This window comes from Plantactinospora soyae, from assembly GCF_014874095.1.
Classification (GTDB): domain Bacteria; phylum Actinomycetota; class Actinomycetes; order Mycobacteriales; family Micromonosporaceae; genus Plantactinospora; species Plantactinospora soyae.
The window spans coordinates 8,488,253-8,506,710 of the sequence record NZ_JADBEB010000001.1 but is presented as its reverse complement, the minus strand read 5'-3'; the positions used below and the strand labels follow the sequence as shown (position 1 = coordinate 8,506,710).

The 18,458-nt window shown below is 71.4% G+C and carries 14 protein-coding genes; 10 read left to right on the top strand and 4 right to left on the bottom strand.

Features of this window, described 5'->3' with window-relative positions; translation table 11 throughout:
- The first annotated feature begins 47 nt into the window (after positions 1 to 47).
- A complete protein-coding gene (locus tag H4W31_RS37230) occupies positions 48 to 2,003 on the top strand; it encodes a galactose-binding domain-containing protein (protein WP_192770882.1) in 1,956 nt (651 codons plus the stop codon).
- Here H4W31_RS37230 and H4W31_RS37225 read toward each other — a convergent pair.
- Positions 1,991 to 2,149 carry a hypothetical protein gene (locus H4W31_RS37225; RefSeq protein ID WP_192770881.1) on the bottom strand — a complete coding sequence of 53 codons (159 nt, stop codon included), beginning with the start codon at positions 2,147 to 2,149 and terminating at the stop codon, positions 1,991 to 1,993. The two genes, H4W31_RS37230 and H4W31_RS37225, sit on opposite strands and share 13 nt — an antisense overlap.
- Positions 2,146 to 2,808, bottom strand: a complete 663-nt coding sequence (locus tag H4W31_RS37220; RefSeq protein WP_192770880.1) for an MOSC domain-containing protein — start codon at positions 2,806 to 2,808, stop codon at positions 2,146 to 2,148. The genes H4W31_RS37225 and H4W31_RS37220 overlap by 4 nt, the downstream gene beginning before the upstream one ends.
- 257 nt (positions 2,809 to 3,065) lie before the next feature.
- Between H4W31_RS37220 and H4W31_RS37215 the strand changes: the two genes are divergently transcribed.
- The gene (locus H4W31_RS37215; protein WP_192770879.1) at positions 3,066 to 3,488 is read left to right on the top strand and encodes a type II toxin-antitoxin system Phd/YefM family antitoxin; all 423 of its coding nucleotides are present in this window, start codon (positions 3,066 to 3,068) and stop codon (positions 3,486 to 3,488) included.
- A 154-nt stretch (positions 3,489 to 3,642) separates the two neighbouring features.
- The gene (locus tag H4W31_RS37210) at positions 3,643 to 4,863 is read left to right on the top strand and encodes an ROK family transcriptional regulator (RefSeq protein WP_192770878.1); all 1,221 of its coding nucleotides are present in this window, start codon (positions 3,643 to 3,645) and stop codon (positions 4,861 to 4,863) included.
- A 47-nt stretch (positions 4,864 to 4,910) separates the two neighbouring features.
- Here the strand turns inward: H4W31_RS37210 and H4W31_RS37205 are convergent, their stop codons facing one another.
- Positions 4,911 to 6,905: a beta-galactosidase gene (locus H4W31_RS37205; protein ID WP_192770877.1), complete on the bottom strand. Its 1,995-nt coding sequence runs from the start codon at positions 6,903 to 6,905 to the stop codon at positions 4,911 to 4,913.
- Between the two features lie 189 nt (positions 6,906 to 7,094).
- Between H4W31_RS37205 and H4W31_RS37200 the strand changes: the two genes are divergently transcribed.
- The 3 genes from H4W31_RS37200 to H4W31_RS37190 are packed head-to-tail and all read left to right on the top strand — an operon-like array spanning position 7,095 to position 10,205.
- Positions 7,095 to 8,372 (top strand): ABC transporter substrate-binding protein, encoded by a 1,278-nt coding sequence (locus tag H4W31_RS37200; protein ID WP_192770876.1) that lies wholly within the window; start codon positions 7,095 to 7,097, stop codon positions 8,370 to 8,372.
- Between the two features lie 7 nt (positions 8,373 to 8,379).
- Positions 8,380 to 9,363, top strand: a complete 984-nt coding sequence (locus H4W31_RS37195) for a carbohydrate ABC transporter permease (RefSeq protein ID WP_318783636.1) — start codon at positions 8,380 to 8,382, stop codon at positions 9,361 to 9,363.
- Complete coding sequence (locus H4W31_RS37190) at positions 9,360 to 10,205, top strand: carbohydrate ABC transporter permease (RefSeq protein WP_192770875.1); 846 nt, start codon at positions 9,360 to 9,362, stop codon at positions 10,203 to 10,205. Before H4W31_RS37195 ends, H4W31_RS37190 begins: the two co-directional genes overlap by 4 nt.
- Here the strand turns inward: H4W31_RS37190 and H4W31_RS37185 are convergent.
- Positions 10,195 to 12,234, bottom strand: a complete 2,040-nt coding sequence (locus H4W31_RS37185) for a DUF2264 domain-containing protein (protein WP_225945880.1) — start codon at positions 12,232 to 12,234, stop codon at positions 10,195 to 10,197. The two genes, H4W31_RS37190 and H4W31_RS37185, sit on opposite strands and share 11 nt — an antisense overlap.
- Positions 12,235 to 12,416: 182 nt before the next feature.
- Here H4W31_RS37185 and H4W31_RS37180 point away from each other — a divergent pair, with 182 nt between their 5' ends.
- The 4 genes from H4W31_RS37180 to H4W31_RS37165 all read left to right on the top strand — a co-directional run bounded on the left by H4W31_RS37180 (position 12,417) and on the right by H4W31_RS37165 (position 18,444).
- Positions 12,417 to 13,628: a serine hydrolase domain-containing protein gene (locus H4W31_RS37180; protein ID WP_192772699.1), complete on the top strand. Its 1,212-nt coding sequence runs from the start codon at positions 12,417 to 12,419 to the stop codon at positions 13,626 to 13,628.
- 197 nt (positions 13,629 to 13,825) lie between these two features.
- Positions 13,826 to 15,535 carry a DUF4331 domain-containing protein gene (locus H4W31_RS37175; RefSeq protein WP_192770874.1) on the top strand — a complete coding sequence of 570 codons (1,710 nt, stop codon included), beginning with the start codon at positions 13,826 to 13,828 and terminating at the stop codon, positions 15,533 to 15,535.
- Positions 15,536 to 15,604: 69 nt separating this feature from the next.
- Complete coding sequence (locus tag H4W31_RS37170; protein WP_192770873.1) at positions 15,605 to 16,903, top strand: tetratricopeptide repeat protein; 1,299 nt, start codon at positions 15,605 to 15,607, stop codon at positions 16,901 to 16,903.
- Positions 16,900 to 18,444 (top strand): HoxN/HupN/NixA family nickel/cobalt transporter, encoded by a 1,545-nt coding sequence (locus H4W31_RS37165; RefSeq protein WP_192770872.1) that lies wholly within the window; start codon positions 16,900 to 16,902, stop codon positions 18,442 to 18,444. The genes H4W31_RS37170 and H4W31_RS37165 overlap by 4 nt, the downstream gene beginning before the upstream one ends.
- The last annotated feature ends 14 nt before the right edge of the window (positions 18,445 to 18,458 follow it).

Sequence of the window (18,458 nt, the reverse complement as noted above, 5' to 3'; positions counted from 1 at the left end):
GCTGAGGCATCGATCCGCATCCCTTCCCCCCCCGAGGAGCGGTAGCCATGGCGGTCTCTCGCCGGAAACTTCTCACGTCCGCAGCGGCCGGATCTGCCCTCGCCGCCGTCTCCAGCGCCGAGCTGCTGTCGGCGCTCGCCAGTCCGGCCAGCGCGGCCAGCCCACCGGGCGACGTCGTCGGCAAGGTCTCGGTCGGATACCAGGGCTGGTTCGCCTGCCCCGGCGACGGTGCGCCGATCGGCGGTTGGTGGCACTGGAGCCGCGACCGGTTCCAGTCGCCGTCGCCGAGCAACACCACGATCGTGTCCTGGCCGGACATGCGCGAACTGAGCCGTGGCTACACCACCGCGTACCCGAACCTCGGCAACGGGCAGCCCGCGCAGCTCTTCTCCTCGTACGACCAGCAGACCGTGGACACGCACTTCCGGTGGATGCAGGAGTACAACTGCGACACCGCCGCGCTACAGCGGTTCAACCCGATGGGTGACGAGGGCCCGACCCGCGACGCGATGGCCACCAAGGTCCGTGGCGCGGCGGAGCGGTTCGGCCGCAAGTACTACATCATGTACGACGTCACGAGCTGGACGAACTTCCAGAGCGAGATCAAGACCGACTGGGCCACGAAGATGTCGGCGCACACCGCCTCGCCCGCGTACGCCCGGCAGAACGGCAAGCCGGTCGTCTGCATCTGGGGATTCGGCTTCAACGACGAGGGCCGACCGTTTCCGCCGGCGCCCTGCCTCGAAGTGGTCAACTGGTTCAAGGCGCAGGGCTGCTACGTGATCGGCGGCGTGCCGACGTACTGGCGGCAGGGGATCAACGACTCCCGACCCGGGTTCCTCGACGTCTACCACGCGTTCAACATGATCTCGCCGTGGATGGTCGGCCGGACCGGCACGCTCGACGGGCTGGACTGGTTCTACACCAACGTCAACCAGCCGGACCAGGCCGACTGCAACGCCCGGGGCATCGACTACCAGCCGTGCGTGATGCCCGGCGACCTGTCCTCGGGGCACCGCTACCACGGTGACTTCTACTGGCGGCACTTCTACAACATGGTGCGGGTCGGCGCGCAGGGCATCTACATCTCGATGTTCGACGAGTTCAACGAGGGCAACCAGATCGCCAAGACCAGCGAGACCCAGGCGACCACCCCGGCCGGGGCCGGAATCCGCGCGCTGGACGAGGACGGCACCTTCTGCTCCTCCGACTACTACCTGCGGATCACCGCCGACGGCAACCGGATGCTCAAGGGCCAGCTCGCGCTGACCCCGGTCCGGCCGACCCAGCCGGTAGTCGGCGGCGGCGACCCCCCGCCGACCGCGCCGGGCAACCTGACGGTGACCGGAAAGACCACCACCAGCGTCTCGCTGTCCTGGACCGCCTCGACCGACAACGTCGGCGTCGTCGGCTACCAGGTCCGACAGGGTACGACGGTGGCGGGCACGCCGACCGGCACGTCGTACACGGTGACCGGGCTGGGCCCGGGCACCGGCTACAGCTTCTCCGTCGTCGCCCGGGACACGGCCGGCAACGTCTCGCCGTCGTCCAACCTCGTCACGGCGACCACCGACGCGGCGCCGAACACCAACCTGGCCCGGGGCAGGGCAACCGCGGAGAGCGGGCACGTCCAGCACTACGGCTCGGGCAACGTCGTCGACGGCGACGCACACAGCTACTGGGAGAGCCCGAACCACGCGTTCCCGCAGTGGGTGCAGGTCGACCTCGGTACCACCACCCCGGTCGGCCGGGTGGTACTGAAGCTGCCGCCGCTGTCCGCCTGGGGCGCCCGTACCCAGACCCTCGCGGTACGCGGCAGCACCAACGGTTCCGCGTTCGGCACCCTCTCGGCCTCGGCCGGGCGCCGGTTCGATCCGGCCACCGGCAACACGGTCACGATCACTTTCACCGCGACGCCGACCCGGTACGTCCGGCTGGAGTTCACCGGCAACACCGGCTGGCCCGCCGGCCAGGTGTCGGAGTTCGAGGTCTATTCCGGGTAGTCCGCGCGGAACGTCAGCGCCGTGGCGTCGCTGGTGCACAGCCATCCGGCCGCCCCGCGGTTCGTCGAGCCGTGGGCGGCCAACTCCAGCACCTTGCGCAGGTGGCCGTCCCGCGCCGGCCGGTAAGCGACCGACGCACCGTTCATCTCAGGCTACCTATGCGGCGGCGCAGTGAGTCCCGCACCTGGTCGGGCAAGCCCTCGACCTCGATCAGCGCAGGCAGCAACTCCGGCTCGGTCATGTACGCGCGAAAGGCGTCCGCGATCGTCACTCCGTGGGCCGGTCGACCCTCCACAACCACCGGGTCACCGGCCTGGACGTCGCCCGGTGTGACAACCCGCAGGTAGGCGCCCGGGCGGTTCTCCCGGGTGAACGTCTTGAGCCAGTGCGGCTCGGCCATCTTTACCTGGAAGGTGGTACACGGGATACGCCCGAACGTCGGCTGTAGGACAAGGGCATCGCCGATCCGCCACGTCTCGCCGATCACCGCACCGTTGACGTCGACGCCCAGCGTGGTCAGGTTCTCGCCGAAGATGCCGCCCGGCAGCCCCCGGTCGAGCCGCACCTCCCACCAGTCGTAGTCCTCGCGGGCGTACGCGTACACGGCCTGGTCGTCCCCGCCGTGGTGCTTGATGTCGAAGATCTGGTCGCCGACCAGGCCACTGTGCAACCCGGTGGTCTTCGGCCCCGGCGCGCGGACCGCCACGGGTCCGTCGACCGGCTGCTTGTTGATCCCGGTTATGCCGACCCCCTTCGCGGTGGAGCGCTCTGGCACCGCGAGATTGACGGAGAGGATTCTGCCCATGTCTGGGAACCTAACGGCTTTTGCACCTACCTGCCGCCATGTTTCCGCCACACGCCCTCGCGGCCGAGGCGGTGGCGCCGGCAGCCGTGGCTCGGGGCAGCGGAGCCGGTACCGCCCGGCGGCTGCTTGAAGCATGGGTGCTGGGAGGCGGACTCGGGCTGAGACCGGCAAACTATATCGATGGACCGTCCACCTCGGGGTGGTCCACTACGGACGACGGCGGCGCGGGTGTCGTACCCCGGGGGCAGCATGGGTGGATGGCTGCCCCCGCTCCGGCCTCCGACCCCGATCCCGCGCGTGCCTTGCCGCTCCGCGAGGTCCGGGTCCGGCTCACCCAGCTCGTCGCGTTGGCCGAGGTGGCCGACGCGGTCACGATGATCACCAGGGACGGCGACCCGCGACCCATCGCGGCGATCGTGCCGGCCTCGGCCGCCCGCACGGCGGCACGGGCCCGCGCCGACGCCGACCGGGTCGGTGCGGTGACCGCCGGTTGGGCCCGCCGGCTCGACGAGCTGCACCGGCAAAGTGCCCGCCGGCACGCGGCCGAGCTGCGGACGGTCAGCGACGCGCTCGCCCAGGTCTGGGCCGAGCTTGACCGCCGGGTCGTGCCGGGCAGTGATCCGGCGCTGGCCCGGCTGCGCGCGGCCCACGCCGACCTGCTGCGGGCACCGCCGGACTGAGCAGAGGCCCGGCCCGAAAGGACGTGCCCCCCGGGGCTGGCGCGGCACTATCTCGTGTGCTTACGCTAAGTGTTATGAGATGTGCGCGACGATCCGGAGCCACAGCTCACGGCGGCGCTGATCGACCCTGGCCTCCACCGTCTAGAGTTTCGGCGTGAAGCGCACCTCCAGGGACATCCGGATAGCCAACCGTTTCGAGGTGCTGCGCCGGATCATCGGGGCCCCGATGGTTTCCCGCCAGCAGATCGCCAGCGAGACCGGGCTGAGCCTGGCCACCGCGGCCAACCTGATCGGCGAGCTGATGGAGCTGGGCCTGCTGGTCGAGGTCGGCTTCCAGGACTCGGGCGGCGGGCGTCCCCGGGGCGTCGTCTCGGTCAACCCCTCCGGTGGCGTGCTGGTGGGCGTCGACGTCGCCGAGACGTACGTGCACGTCGAGCTCTTCGACGCCGCGCTGGGCGTACTGGCCAGTGTCGAGGAGGAGTTGCACCCCCGGGAGAACCGGCCCGAGCAGGTGGTGGCGCACATCGCCTCGGGGGTGCAGGCGGCGTTCGAGGCGGCCGGTGTCGGCCCGGACCGGGTGCTCGGAGCGGGCGTCAGCGTGCCCGGCCAGGTCGACCGGGAGGGCGGGGTGTCGGTGTACGCCCCGAACTGGGACTGGCACGACGTACCGCTGCGCAGCCTGCTGGCCGAGTCCCTGGACCTGCCGTTGTACCTGGACAACCCGCTGCGGGCCTGCGTGGTCGCCGAACTCTGGTTCGGCGCCGGCCGGGGCCGCGACGATGTCGTGGTGGTCAACCTCGGTACCGGCGTGGGCGCCGGTCTGGCGTTCGGCGGCACGCTCTACCGGGGCGCCACGAACAGTGCCGGCGAGTGGGGACACACCACTCTCGTGGTCGACGGGCGGCTCTGCCACTGCGGCAGTCGCGGCTGCGTCGAGACGTACGTCGGCGCGCCGGGCATCATGCAGACCCTGCGCGACCTGGCCCCGAACAGCCCGCTGCTGCACCCCGAGGACCAGACCGCCACGATCGAGGCGCTGGCCCACGGGGTGGCGGCCGGAGATCCGGTGGCCGCGAAGGTGGTTACCGAGACCGCCCGCTACCTCGGCGTCGCGGTCGCCGACCTGATCAATCTGGTCAACCCGGAAGTGATCGTGCTCAGCAGCTGGGTCGCCGCCCGGCTCGGTGAATCCCTGCTCGCCGAGGTGGGCGCGGTGGTGGCCCAGCACGCGCTCAGCCGTCCGCTGGCCGCCACCGAGATCACCCTCTGCCAGATCGCCGGCAATCCGGTCAGCCTCGGCGCGGCCACCTTCGCCCTGAAACGGTTCCTCGCCGGCATCGGCACCCCGGCCGGCGGCCTCATCCGCCGAGTCTGAAAGGAAGGGCCCCTTCTTATCGCTTTCTGTAGATGAAGGGCCCCTTCCTAACACCTGTCCCGGAGGACGGCGAGGCCGTGGGGCGGGATCTGGATGCCGTCGGGGACCCGGGCGGCGCCGGTGAGTATCGAGCCGTCGACCGGTACCTCGACCGGGGCGTCGGTGTCGTTCGCCAGAAAGGTGTAGCGGCGCCCGTCGGGATGGCGGCGCTGGACCGCCTCGACCCCGGGCGGCGGGGTGGCCAGGATCGGCGTCAGCCCGGCGTCGACGGCCAGCCGGGTCAGCAGGGCGCGCAGCGCCGGGTCGTCCAGGTGGGTGCCCAGGTAGTAGGCGGTGCCCCGGCCGTACTGGTGTCGGGTCAGCGCAGGACCGCCGGCCAGCGGCCCGTCGGCGTACGACACCAGCACCTCGGCCTGGTCCGCCGTCGCCAGCTCCGTCCACACTCGACCCGTGCCGCCGTCACTGAGTGCGACCGTGGCCCCGACGTCGAGCGGAAAGAACTCCTCGACCCGGACGCCGAGCAGTTCCCGCCAGGCGCCGTACCCGCCGAGCCGGATCTGGTCGTGCTCGTCGACGACCCCGGCGTACGGCCCGACCAGCACCGTCCCGCCCTCGGCGACGTACGCGACCAGGTTGGCCGCGTCGGCCTCGCTCACCAGGTGCAGGGCCGGCAGCAGCACCAGCCGGTACCGGCCGAGGTCGCCGCCCGGCGGGGCGAAGTCGCAGGTGACCGTGGCGGCCCGGAGCGCCGCGTGCCACTGTTCGATGCAACCGATCGGGTCGGCGTCGACGCTGGGCTGGCTGGGATGGCGTTGTGCCCAGATGCTCGACCAGTCGAGCAGGACGGCGACCTCGGCGATCACCTCGCTGCCGACGACTTCCGCGAGTCCGTCCAGTTCGGAGCCGAGCGCGACCACCTCCCGCCACACCTTGGTGTCGGTGCCGGCGTGCGGCACCATTCCGGAGTGCCACTTCTCGGCGCCGGACCGGGACGCCCGCCACTGGAAGTAGAGCACCGAGTCGGCGCCCCGGGCGACGTGCCCGAGCGAGTCGCGGCGCAACCGGCCGGGCGGCTTGGCGAGGTTGCGGGGCTGCCAGTTGACCGCGCTGGTGGCGTGCTCCATCAGCGCCCAGGGCCGGCCGCCGGCCAGCGACCGGGCCAGGTCCGCGATGAGGGCGAGATCGGCGTACGGGTCGACGCGTCCGGCCGTCAGGTAGTGGTCCATCGCGACCAGATCGACCTCGCCGGCCCAGGCCCAGAAGTCCACACTCCACCGGTCGACGAGGAAGTTCGTGGTCACCGGTACGCCGGGACTGAGCCGGCGCAGGATGTCACGTTCGGCCCGGTAGCAGTCGAGCAGTTCCCGGGAGGAGAACCGGTGGAAGTCGAGTTGCTGGGTGGGGTTGGCGAAGCTCGGCGTCTGCCGGGGCGGCAGCACCTGCTCCCAGTCGGTGTAACGCTGCGACCAGAAGGCCGTACCCCAGGCGGTGTTGAGTGCGTCGAGGCTGTCGTACCGGTCGCGCAGCCAGCCGCGGAACGCCTCGGCCGAGGTGTCGCACCAGCAGCGGGCGACGTGGCAGCCGTACTCGTTGTTGACGTGCCACATGGCGAGGGCGGGATGGCCGGCGTAGCGGGTGCCGAGCTGTTCGACCAGTGCCGCCGCCGCGTCCCGGTACGCAGGTGAGCTGGGGCAGAAGGACTGGCGGCTGCCGTACCAGAGGCGGGTGCCGTCCGGGCCGACCGGCAGTGACTCCGAATGGGCGTGGCTGAACCAGGGCGGCGGCGCGGCGGTGGCGGTGGCCAGGTCGGCGGCGATGCCGTGCCGGGCGAGCAGGTCGAGCAGCCGGTCGAGCCAGTCGAAGTCGTACCGGCCGGGTGCGGTCTCCAACATGGCCCAGGAGAAGACGCCGACGGTGGCCAGGTTGACCCCGGCGATCTTCATCAGCCGGACGTCGTCGGTCCACACCTCTTCCGGCCACTGTTCGGCGCTGTAGTCGCCGCCGAAGGCAAGGCCGCGCAGGGCCGGGATGTCGAACGCCATCGCTAGATCGTCCGACGTGGACGAGGCGGGCGTCAACCGATCGCAGGGGCTTATTCTTTGTCCTTGACGAAGTAGTGGCAGAACCCTAGGCTCGGCCTCACCTCACGACCTGATCCATGTACTCCGATGCATCCCCGCCGGCTGTGGGCAGGTGCGTCCCCGCCACCACGAGGAGAAGGAAGTCGCATCATGAGCGGTCCCACGCCCGGCCTGTCCCGCCGGCGCTTCCTCGGCACCTCGCTGCTCTTCGTCGGCGGTGCCGCGATCTCCGGCTGCCAGACCGACCCGACCGGCTCCGGCTCCGGCGGCGCCAAGGTCACCCTCAACCACTGGTACCACGAGTACGGCGAGCAGGGCACCCGCGAGGCGGCGATGCGGTACGCCGCCGACTACACGAAGCAGAACCCGGACGTCGCGGTGAAGGTGACCTGGGTGCCGGGGGACTACAAGACGAAGTGGCAGTCGTCGGTGCTGACCCCGGAAGGCCCCGACATCTACGAGATCAACGAGGTCACCCCGGACATGGTGGCGCAGCAGCAGGTCGCCGCCCTCGACGACATCCTCGGTGCGGCGAAGGGCGAACTCAACGAGCACGCGCTCAGCCCGCTGACCCACGGCGGCAAGGCGTACGGCGTACCGATGATCATCGACGTGATGCTGTTGTACTACCGGAAGAGCCTGCTCTCCGCCGCCGGGGTGCAGCCGCCGAAGACTCTCACCGAGCTGGTCAGCGCGGCCAAGGCACTCACCCGGGGCAAGACCAAGGGCATCTTCGTCGGAAACGACGGTCTCGCCGGCATGCGCAACCTGCTGCCGTTCTCCGTCGGGCAGAACGTGCTGACGGGCCGCAGGGTCAGCTACGCCACCCCGGAGATCGCCGACGCGTTCGCCCTGGTGCGCCGGATGTTCACCGACAAGTCGATGCTGCTCGGCTACGCCACCGAGTGGTACGACCCGGGCGCGCTCATCACCGGCGCCACCGCGATCGCCTGGGGTGGCCTGTGGGCACTGCCGCAGATCAAGAAGGAACTCGTCGACGACTTCGACCTCATCCCCTGGCCGGCACACGGGCCGGGCGGCAAGCCGGTGGTCATCCTCGGTGGCTGGTCCCAGGTGGTCAACGGCAAGAGCAAGCACGTGGCCGAGGCGAAGAAGTACATCCAGTGGCTGTGGTTGCAGAACAACGAGGTGCAGCAGGACTGGGCGCTGAGCTACGGCTTCCACGTGCCGCCCCGGGCGGGTCTCGCCGCACAGGCCGAGCCGCTGCGGTCCGGTCCGGCGAAGACCGCCATCGACCTGCTCAACCAGTACGGCACCCGGACCACCGCCCTCTGGGCGCCGACGGTCAGCAAGCCGTACGACGACGCGGTCTCCGACATCGTCAAGAAGAACGCCGACCCGATGGCGACGCTCGGTGCGGCGGCGCAGCGCTCGCAGGAGGCCCTCGACAAGCTGCCCACGGTCTGAGGCGCGGGTGTCCCTGCGTACCGGACGCCCGGGCACCAGCGCCGGGCCCGTCACTGGACCGGCGCCCGCCGCGCCGCGCCGTCGCCGGGTCGACTGGCCGGCCTGGCGGGCCTTCATCCTGCTGACCGCGCCGCTGGTCGTCGGGCTGGTCGTCTTCAAGTACGTCGCGATGGGCTGGGGCCTGCTGCTGAGCTTCAGCAACGCCCGGGGCACCATCGCACTCGGCGACTGGGCCGGCCTGGCCAACTACCGGGCGCTGCTCGACGACCCGCGCTTCCGCACCTCGTTGTCGATGATCGTGGTCTTCACGCTCGTCATCGTGCCGCTGACCTTCGCGATCGCGTTGGGGCTGGCGGTGCTGGTCAACCGGCTGCGCCGGGGACGGGCCCTGTTCCGGACCACGTTCTTCCTGCCCGCCGCGGTCTCCTACGTGGTCGCCTCGCTGATCTGGAAGATGAGCCTGTTCAGCGGGGTGCCGTCGAGCGCGGCGAACTCGCTCGCCGCGCTCTTCGGGCAGGAACCGACGGCCTGGATCGCGACCGTGGACCCGCCGCTGTACTGGGTGGTGCTGATCACCGTACGGCTGTGGTTGCAGATCGGTCTCTACATGATCCTGTTCCTGGCCGGGATGCAGGAGATACCCGGCGAGCTGTACGAGGCGGCCCGGGTCGACGGCGCGGCCGGCGAGTGGCGGCTGTTCCGGCACATCACCTTCCCGCTGCTCCGGAACACCTCGGTCGCGGTGACCCTGCTGCTGGTGATCGCGTCGTTCCAGGCCTTCGACGAGTTCTACAACCTGCTCAGTACCGGGCTTGCCGGCGCACCCGGCCCGGACGGCCGACCGCCACTGGTCTACCTCTACGACGTCTCGCTGGTCCAGCAGGACTACGGGGTCGGTTCCGCCGGTGCCTTCGTGGTGACGCTGCTGATCGTCGTGGTGACCCTGGTGCAGGGACGTCTCGTCGGACTCGGCCGGAAGGATGGCGAATGACCGAGCGACCGAGTCGGCGTGGGCGGAGATTTCCGGTCGGCAGCTATCTGGCGGCGGTCGTCTTCGCGGTGCCGTTCCTGCTTCCGTTCTACCTGCTGCTGCGCAACTCGCTGATGACCCAGGCCGAACTCGGCGCGCTGGAGTGGCACTGGTGGCCGGAGAAGATCAGTTTCACCGGATTCACCGACGCGTTCGACAACAGCACGGTGCCGCTGGGCCGGGCGCTGCTCAACTCCGCGCTCGTCGCGGTCATCTCGGCCCCGGTCTCCACCCTGCTGGCCTCGATGACCGGGTACGCGGTCGCCCGGATCCGGGTCGCCGCGGCCAGGCCGGTGTTCGTGCTGGTGGTCGCCACCATGATGGTGCCGGGCGCGGCGACCTTCGTGCCGACCTTCGTGGTGGTCGGCTCGATGGGTGGGGTGAACACCCTGTGGGGGCTGATCGTGCCGGGACTCTTCAACGCCCTCGCGGTGCTGCTGTTCCGGGGTTTCTACCTGCGCTTCCCGCAGGAGATCGAGGACGCCGGCCGGATCGACGGGCTCGGCCACCTCGGCGTGTACCTGCGGCTGGCGCTGCCCAACTCGGCCGGCCTGCTCGCCGCGCTGGGGGTGCTCTCCTTCATCGAGCACTGGAACTCGTTCCTGTGGCCGCTGGTGATTGGACAGGATCCGGCGTTCTGGACCGTCCAGGTGGCGATGTCGACCAACCTCACGTCGCAGGCGATCAACCTGCCGGCGCTGTTCGCCAGTGCGGTCATCTCGGTGATTCCGTTGGCGCTGGTCTTCCTCGCCGCTCAGCGCTACATCGTGCGGGGGATCATGGCGACCGGGATCAAGGGCTGACCGGGTCGGCCAGGGGCACCTCGTCGAGTTCCCCGTCCGGCCAGCGCACCTGGACCGGGCCGCCGGAGTCGGCCGTGACCAGGGGAAGTTCGGTCACCGCCGCCCCGGTGAGCAGCACCGCCGCCGCGTAGAGCTCGCCGAACCGTACCGGTCCGTCGCTCTGGACCACCGGCACGGCCGAGTACGCCCCGAACGCGTTCGCGCCGCAGCCTTCGAGCACCCGGGCGACGGGTAGCCCGCGCAGCCCCACCACCAGGGCGGTCAGCCCGTCCGGGCGCCGGACGGTGGCGGTGGCGCCGCGCACCTGGGCGGTCGGCGGTTCGGCGTCGGCGAGCGCGTGACCGCCGACCCACAACCGCCACGGCCCACTGCGGCCCCGAGCGCCGTGGTCCGGAGCGCCGTGGTCCGGAGCGTTGTCGTCCACGGCGCCGTGGTCCGGAGCGCCGTGGTCCGGGGCGCCGTGGTCCGGAGCGCCGTCGTTCGGAGGTTCGACGATGGCCAGCCGGATCTCCACCGCGCCCCGCAGCACCGAGCCGGTCCACAGCCAGGGGCCGGTCCGGAACGCCGGCTGCCGGGGTGGCCAGCTGCGTTCCGGCGCCGGGCCGACCGGCCAGTGCGTCCGATGCCGGGACATCCCGATCCGGCCGCGTACGCCCAACGGCCGCAGCGGGCGCCGGTGCGCGGGATCGCCGTACCGGTCGAGCAGGGTCACCTGGTTGTCCAGCAGCGAGCCGTCGTACTCCGGGCCGGCGTGGCTGGCGTAGGCGTACCGGGAGTAGTCCGGCTCGTCCGTGGCGAGGGTCTCGTCGTCGGCGTGGTCGGTGCCGTGGTTGACCATCCGGACCACCCCGTCGGCCCTCGTGCCGGAGACCAGCCAGCCGGGTACGGGGAGGCTGACCGAGACGTCGTGCTCCTCGATCTCCAGCGGGCGCTCCGGCTCGGTCCAGACCGGATGGTCGGCCGGCAGCACCAGTCCGGCGAAACCCTTGCTCGACCAGTACGGCGAACCGGGCCCGGTGTACGGCTGCCGAATCGCCGGAAACTCGCCGTACCAGCCGATCGGCTGGAGTCCCTCGGTGTGGAAGTGCCGCAGCACACCGCTGGCCAGGCGTCGGGTCCGGCCGGGTGGCAGCGGGGTGGCGTCGAACACCGCGCCGGCCCAGACCGGGGCGAGGGCCGCGTACCGGTAGGTCAGTGACCGGCCCTGGTGCAGCGGCGCCCCGTCGGGGGCGTACAGGTGCTGGGCGGTGGACAGGTACAGCCGCAGCCGGTCCTGGTACCGCGTCCGGAGTGCGTCGTCCGCGTGTCCGCCGGACATCCGGCAGTACCAGAGCGGGTAGAAGTTCATCGCCCAGCCGGCGTACCAGTCGAAGTTGCGGGGGGTGTGCCGGCCCTCGTACCCGTCGGTGTACCAGCCGTCGCCGAGGTACCAGTCCTCCATCACCGCGATGTTCCGGTCGATCTCCTCGGCCGACCAGGGGCCGCCGACCGAGCGCAGGAACGCCTGCACCACGTTCTGGAACCACAACCAGTTGCAGGCCGGGTACGGCTGGCCGAGGACCTCGCCGAGCCATCCCACCAGCAGTTCCCGTACTCGGTCGTCGAGGGCGTCCCAGAGCACGTGCCGGGACTCGTGCAGGGCGAGCGCGATCGACGCGGCCTCCACCTTGGCCTGGTTGGTCTCGGTGACCCGGGGCCAGCGCTCCGGCGAGTCCGGGTCGACTCCGGCGGCGAGGCCCTCGGCGTACCACTGCGCGAGTCCACCGTCGTCGCCCTGGGCGAGCCGGAAGCCGGCGGCGAGAAAGGTCCGGGCGAACCCCTCCAGCCCGTCGCTGCGCCGACCGGAACTGCTCTGCGGCCCCGGCAGGTCGATCAGCGCGTGCCGGGGCGAGGCGTACGGCCGCACGGCGGCGAGGGTCCGGTCGACCACCGACTCCCAGTGCTCCCGGCCCCACCCCGTGTACGGCGACAGCCGGTGGTCCGGCTGGGGCAGGGCGGGGGAGGAGGTCCACGGCGGACGGTGGCTCATCGGCAGCAGCGTAGAATTACCAGAGGACTTCGTCAATCCGTCAGCAGAAGTCGGCGACCCGCGCCGATGTCGGAGGTCGCCCCGGCTGCCCGATCGCGTCGTCATCCGGACGAGTACCGCGCCGGGTTGCGATCGCGATCGATAATAGCTACATGTTGATCTTTTTCAGGACACTTCGGATCATGGCGCTCTGCCTGGTGCTGGCGGTGCTGAACACCGTCGTACCCGCGCCGGCCCTGGCGCAGCCGGACCGGGCCGACGGCCCGGGGCTGGACCGGGCGGCGTTACAGCGGGCCCTCGACGCGATCCCGGAGGCCGGTGCGCCGGGCACCTACGCCGCCGTCCGGGCCGGACGAAGCGGCTGGGGCGGGGCCGCCGGAATCGCCGACCTGTCGAATGCCCGGCCGACGCGGCCGGACCTGCGGCACCGGGTCGGCAGCATCACCAAGACCTTCGTCTCGACCGCCCTGCTGCAACTCGTGGACGAGGGCCGGCTGCGCCTCGACGACCCGGTGGGCCGGTGGCTGCCGCAGCACGTCCCCGGCGAACTCGGGCAACAGGTGACGGTACGGATGCTGCTCAACCACACCAGCGGACTCGGCAACTACACCGACGCGATCCTCAGCTCGCTGGCCGCGGTCGAGCAGATGCGGACGACGATCTACACCCCGGCCGAACTGGTCGCGATCGGCCTCGGACTGCCGCCGACCGGAGCACCGGGGGAGAAGTACTCCTACTCGAACACCAACTACATCCTCGCCGGGCTGATCATCAAGCGGGTCACCGGAAACGATCCGACCGCCGAGGTGGTCCGGCGGATCATCCGGCCGCTCAAGCTGACCGACACCTACTTCCCGGGCTCGGATCCCCGGATCCGTGGCCGGCACGCCGGGGCGTACTTCGCTCCGCTCGGGGTGCGCAACTTCGCCGAGTACAACATGACCTGGGCCTGGACCGCGGGCGAACTGGTCGCCACGATGGCCGACCTGAACACGTTCTATCGGGCGCTGCTCGACGGCCGGCTGCTCTCGGCGCCGACGCTGGAGGAGATGCTGACGGTCGTACCGTTCGATCCCGCGCAGCCGGAGATCGGCGGCTACGGTCTGGGGATCTACGAGATGCGCACGCCGTGCGGGTCGCTCTGGGGCCACGACGGCGTTGTGGTCGGCCAGATCACGTTCTCCCTGCACAGCCGGGACGCCAGCCGGCAGGCGTCGTTCGGGCTGAACATCAGCCACTACGGTCTGTTCCTGCCGGAGGCGCATCCGATCGACGAAGCGTGGGCGCGGTTCCTGCTGGCCGCACACTGTCCGCAGGACGCCGGGCCGGCGACCCGGGCGGCGACGACGCTGCCGACGCCCGGCATCGACAGCCTGGCCGTCCGGACCCGATAACCGCCCCACCACCGGCGCGGTCACCTCCGCTCGCCGGCCGGAGGACCGGAACAGCCCGGTCCTCCGGCCGGAGTATTCGGAGCCGACCGCCGGCCGGATGGGTGGTTGCCGGCAATCTCACACCCGACCATCCGGGTACCCGTCTCCTCCGAACCCTCGGCAGACGACACCAGCGTCTACCGAGAGTGGGAGGAAAGATGGCCACGATCCCAGGCCCGGCGCCGCGGTTCAGATCCGCGCGACGGGCGAAGACGGCGGTGGTCGCCGCGCTCTGCGTCGCGCTCGCCGGAGCACTCACCGGCCTCGGGCCGAGTACCGCCGGGGCGTCCAGCCACCGGGAGGCACCCCTGGTCGCGATGGACCCGGCGATCGACAACACCGACCTGTACGCCTTCGTCAGCCCGGAGCGTCCGGGGTACCTCACGTTCATCGCGAACTGGATTCCGTTCGAGGAGCCCAACGGTGGACCCAACTTCTATCCGTTCGCCACCGACGCGGCGTACAACATCAACGTCGACAACGACGGTGACGCCAAGGCCGACGCCACGTTCCGGTGGACGTTCCAGAACGTCGACAAGCGGGGCGGTTCGACCTTCCTCTACAACAACGGCCCGGTCACCTCGCTCGACGACGAGAACCTGCTGTTCCGGCAGACGTACAAGCTGGAGTCGAAGTTCGACGGCGAACCGTTCAAGACCAGGGTGACCGGCGGACCGGTGGCGCCGTCCCGGATCGGCAACGCCTCGATGCCGGAGTACGCCAAGCTGCGCCAGCAGGCGACCACCACCCTGCCCGGCGGATGGAAGGTGTTCGCCGGCCAGGCCGACGACCCGTTCTTCCTGGACCTGCGGGTCTTCGACCTGCTCTACGGCGGCGACCTGAGCGAGACCGGTCAGGACACCCTGGCCGGCTACAACGTGAACAGCATCGCCCTGCAGGTCCCGTTCTCCGACGTGGCGCTGAAGGGCGACCCGAAGCGCAATCCGGTGGTCGGCGTCTGGACCACCACCGACCGGGCCCGGGTACGGATGTCCGGCAAGGCCGGCGACGCACCCGAGGGCCGGGACCGGGTGCAGGTGTCCCGACTGGGAAACCCACTGGTCAACGAGGTGGTCCTGCCGGCCAACCTGAAGGACGCCTTCAACTCCCTGCCACCGGAGAAGGACGCGACGATTCCGGCGGTGGTCAAGCGGGTCACCGATCCCGAACTGCCGAAATTGATCGAGGGCATCTACGGCGTACCGGCGCCGGCCACGCCGAGAAACGACCTGGTGGAGATCTTCCTTACCGGCATCACGACCAGGACCCCGAACGGTCCGATCAAGGTCGATCTCAACTCGCAGCTGAACAACCGGGACGTGACCGCGAGCCGGTTCCAACCGTCCGAGATGCTGCGGCTCAACCTGTCGACCCCGGTGACGAAAACACCGGACCGGCTCGGCGTACTCGCCGGTGACCTGCAGGGCTTCCCGAACGGCCGCCGGCTGACCGACGACGCCGTGGACATCGCGATCCAGGCGGTCGAGGGGGCGGCGCAGACCGGCAAGCTGGTCGACGCGCTCGCCGCCGGGGACAAGGTGGACGCGAACGACAACGGGTTCACCGGCTCCTTCCCGTACCTCGCCCTGCCCAACGTCGGCGCGGTCAACAAGGGCGGGGGTACCGGCGCCGGGGCGACGACCGACGACCAGCCGGACGCGTCGGCCCAACCCGAACCGTCGATGACACCGGCCGGCCTCGCCGGTCTCGCCACCCGGGACGACGGTGACCCGATGCCGGTGATGGTCGCGAAGACGACCGCCTGGGGCCTGGTCGGGATCGCCGCCGCGCTGGGCACGCTGATCCTGGTCGGCCTACTGCGCCAGCGCCGACGTCCCACCGCCGCCGAACCGACCCAGCCGCTGTAGACCCTGTCCGGGGGCGCGGCGGCGTACGCGCAGCCGGGCCCCCGGCCCCGGAGATCCGAGGAGCACAATATGAGGCGGTTACCACGAATCCGGCTGCGGTCCCTGGCGATTCTCGGACTCGCGACGGTGCTGCTGCTGGGCATCGGCGGCGTCCTGGGTCTGCGGTCGTCGGCACCGGCCACCGGCGAGGTCGTACCGCAGGTGGATCGGCTGGCCGCGACGATCGACCGGGCCCAGGAACAGCTCCGCCGGGTCCCGGGCGACCACGGCAGTTGGGCCACCCTCGGCCTGGCCTACCTGGAGCAGGCCCGGGTGACGGCCGATCCCACCTTCTTCGCCAGGGCCGACGGCGCGCTGCGGCAGTCCCTGGCGGTACGCGCCGACGACAACAGCGCGGCGATGGCCGGCCTCGGCGCCCTGGCGAACGCCCGACACGACTTCACCGGTGCCGCCGACTGGGCCCGGAAGGCGTTGCGGAGCAACCCGTACAGCGCCGAGGCCTATGCGGTGCTCGCCGACGCCGAGACCCAGTTGGGGCACCCCGACGCGGCGACCCGTGCCGTGCAGGACCTGCTCGACCTCCGCCCCGGACTGAGCGCGCTGACCCGGGCCTCGTACGACCACGAGCAGCACGGCCGTACCGCCGAGGCGACCGGCCTGATGCGACAGGCACTGGCGGCCGCCTTCGACCCCGCCGAGGTCGCCTTCTGCCGGTACCAGCTCGGCGAACTGGCCTGGCACTCCGGCGACCTCGCGGGCGCGGAGCGGGAGTACACGGCGACCGGCTCCGGATATCCGCCGCTGATCCAGGGGCGGGCGAAGGTGGCCGCCGCCCGGGGCCGGCAGGGTGAGGCACTCGCCGGGTACGCCGAGCTGACCAGCCGCTCGCCGACCCCCGGATACCTGCTGGAGTACGCCGAACTGCTGATGGCGGCCGGGCGGGGCGCCGAGGCCGAGGCGCAGCTGGCCCTCGCCGCCGCCACCCACCGGCTCTTCACCGACAACGGGGGCGCGGACGACCTGGCCGGAGCTGCCATCGCGCTGGCCCGGTCGCAGCCGGCCGAGGCGTTGGCGCTGGCCCGACGGGAGTGGCAGCGGCGACAGTTCGCCGAGGTCGCCGACATGCTCGGCTGGGCGCTGCACGCCAACGGGAAGTACGCCGATGCACTGGGGTACGCCCGCCGCGCCGAGGCACTCGGTGCCCACAACGCCAAGTACGCGTACCACCTCGGCATGATCGAACTTGCCCTCGGTGACCGGGATGCGGCCCGCCGCGACCTTGCTCGGGCCCTCCACATCAACCCGTACTTCTCGCCGCTGGACGCGCCGGCCGCCGCGCGTACCCTCGCCGGACTGGGGACGCCATGAACCGGATCGCACTCGTCCTCGCGGGCCTGTCCGGCGGACTCGGCTGCCTCCTCGTCGCCCCGCCGGGCCCGGCCCAGGCCCACCCGCTGGGCAACTTCTCGGTCAACCAACTCGCGGCGGTGCACCTGCATCCCGACCGGGTCGAGGTGGCCGCCGAGATCGACCTCGCCGAGCTGCCGACGCTCCAGGAGTCCTCGGCGGTGGACACCGATCGGGACGGTACGCCGAGCGGGCCGGAACGCGCCGCCCGGGCGACGGCCGACTGCGGCACCCTCGCCGGGGACTTCGAGGTCGTGGTGGCGGGCCGACGGCTGGACTGGACGGTCGACGACAGCGCCCTCGCGTACGCCGACGGTGCCGCCGGCCTGCCGACCAGCAGACTGCGCTGCCGGCTGGTCGCCGACGCCACACTCGACTCGGCGACGACGGTCGGGATCGTCAACCGGTTCCGGACCGACCGGGTGGGCTGGCGCGAGTTGACCGCCGTCGGGCACGGGGTGCGGATCGTCGACTCCCCGTTGCCGGTGGAGAGCGTCAGTGGTGGGCTCCGGACGTACCCGGAGGACCTGCTCAGCTCGCCGCTGGACGTGCGGTCGGCGCGGCTGCGGGTCGAGCCCGACGCCACCGGCGCAGCGGCGGCCGGTGGCACGACGACCGCCGGCCGGAACATCCCGGCCGGTACCGGCTGGACTGCGCGAGCCGAGGGGACCCTGCGGGACATCGTCGGCAGCCAGCGGTTGACCCCGCTGGTCGGCGTACTCGCGGTGCTGCTGGCGCTGGTGCTCGGCGCGGCGCACGCCGCGCTGCCCGGCCACGGCAAGACGGTGATGGCCGCCTACCTGGCCGGGCGGGCCGGCCGGCCCCGCGACGCGGTCACGGTCGGTGCGACGGTGACCCTGACCCACACCGGTGGGGTACTGCTGCTCGGACTGCTCCTGACCAGCGTCGCGGGGCTGGTCGGCGAGACGGTGCTCGGCTGGCTCGGCGTGCTCAGCGGCGCGCTGATCGCCGTCGTCGGCCTGGGCATGCTGGTCGACCTCTGGCGCCGCCGACGGCGCCGCACCACCTCCGGTCACACTCACCCGCGCCCGCACACCCACGGCGGCCCCGACCACGATCACGACGGCCACCACCACGGGCACCACGATCACGCCCACGATCACCGGCCCGGCGGTCACCACCATCGGCATCCGGGGGACCGGCCGAGCCGGCTCGGCATCCTCGGCATCGGCATCTCGGGTGGCCTGGTACCCAGCCCGTCCGCCCTGGTCATCCTGCTCGGTGCGATCGGGCTCGGGCGTACCGGCTTCGGGGTCCTGCTGGTGATCGGATACGGCGTCGGCATGGCGGCGACGCTGACCGCGGCGGGCCTGCTGGTGATCCGGCTGCGGGAACGCTGGGACCGGCGCCGGCGCGGACGCGGCGGGCGCCGGTGGCACCGACTGGCCACGCTGTCGTCCGCCGTGCCGACCGCGACCGCCGGGCTGGTCCTCGTCGTCGGACTGGTTCTCGCCGGTCGGGGCCTGACCTCGTTCGCCTGACGGGTATCCAACGG

What these genes read in the sequence shown, in the direction of transcription:
- H4W31_RS37230 (WP_192770882.1), top strand. Translation starts at nt 48, where the DNA reads ATGGCGGTCTCTCGCCGGAAACTTCTCACGTCCGCAGCGGCCGGATCT.
- H4W31_RS37225 (WP_192770881.1), bottom strand. Translation starts at nt 2,149, where the DNA reads ATGAACGGTGCGTCGGTCGCTTACCGGCCGGCGCGGGACGGCCACCTG.
- H4W31_RS37220 (WP_192770880.1), bottom strand. Translation starts at nt 2,808, where the DNA reads ATGGGCAGAATCCTCTCCGTCAATCTCGCGGTGCCAGAGCGCTCCACC.
- H4W31_RS37215 (WP_192770879.1), top strand. Translation starts at nt 3,066, where the DNA reads ATGGCTGCCCCCGCTCCGGCCTCCGACCCCGATCCCGCGCGTGCCTTG.
- H4W31_RS37205 (WP_192770877.1), bottom strand. Translation starts at nt 6,905, where the DNA reads ATGGCGTTCGACATCCCGGCCCTGCGCGGCCTTGCCTTCGGCGGCGAC.
- H4W31_RS37200 (WP_192770876.1), top strand. Translation starts at nt 7,095, where the DNA reads ATGAGCGGTCCCACGCCCGGCCTGTCCCGCCGGCGCTTCCTCGGCACC.
- H4W31_RS37190 (WP_192770875.1), top strand. Translation starts at nt 9,360, where the DNA reads ATGACCGAGCGACCGAGTCGGCGTGGGCGGAGATTTCCGGTCGGCAGC.
- H4W31_RS37185 (WP_225945880.1), bottom strand. Translation starts at nt 12,234, where the DNA reads ATGAGCCACCGTCCGCCGTGGACCTCCTCCCCCGCCCTGCCCCAGCCG.
- H4W31_RS37180 (WP_192772699.1), top strand. Translation starts at nt 12,417, where the DNA reads ATGGCGCTCTGCCTGGTGCTGGCGGTGCTGAACACCGTCGTACCCGCG.
- H4W31_RS37175 (WP_192770874.1), top strand. Translation starts at nt 13,826, where the DNA reads ATGGCCACGATCCCAGGCCCGGCGCCGCGGTTCAGATCCGCGCGACGG.
- H4W31_RS37170 (WP_192770873.1), top strand. Translation starts at nt 15,605, where the DNA reads ATGAGGCGGTTACCACGAATCCGGCTGCGGTCCCTGGCGATTCTCGGA.
- H4W31_RS37165 (WP_192770872.1), top strand. Translation starts at nt 16,900, where the DNA reads ATGAACCGGATCGCACTCGTCCTCGCGGGCCTGTCCGGCGGACTCGGC.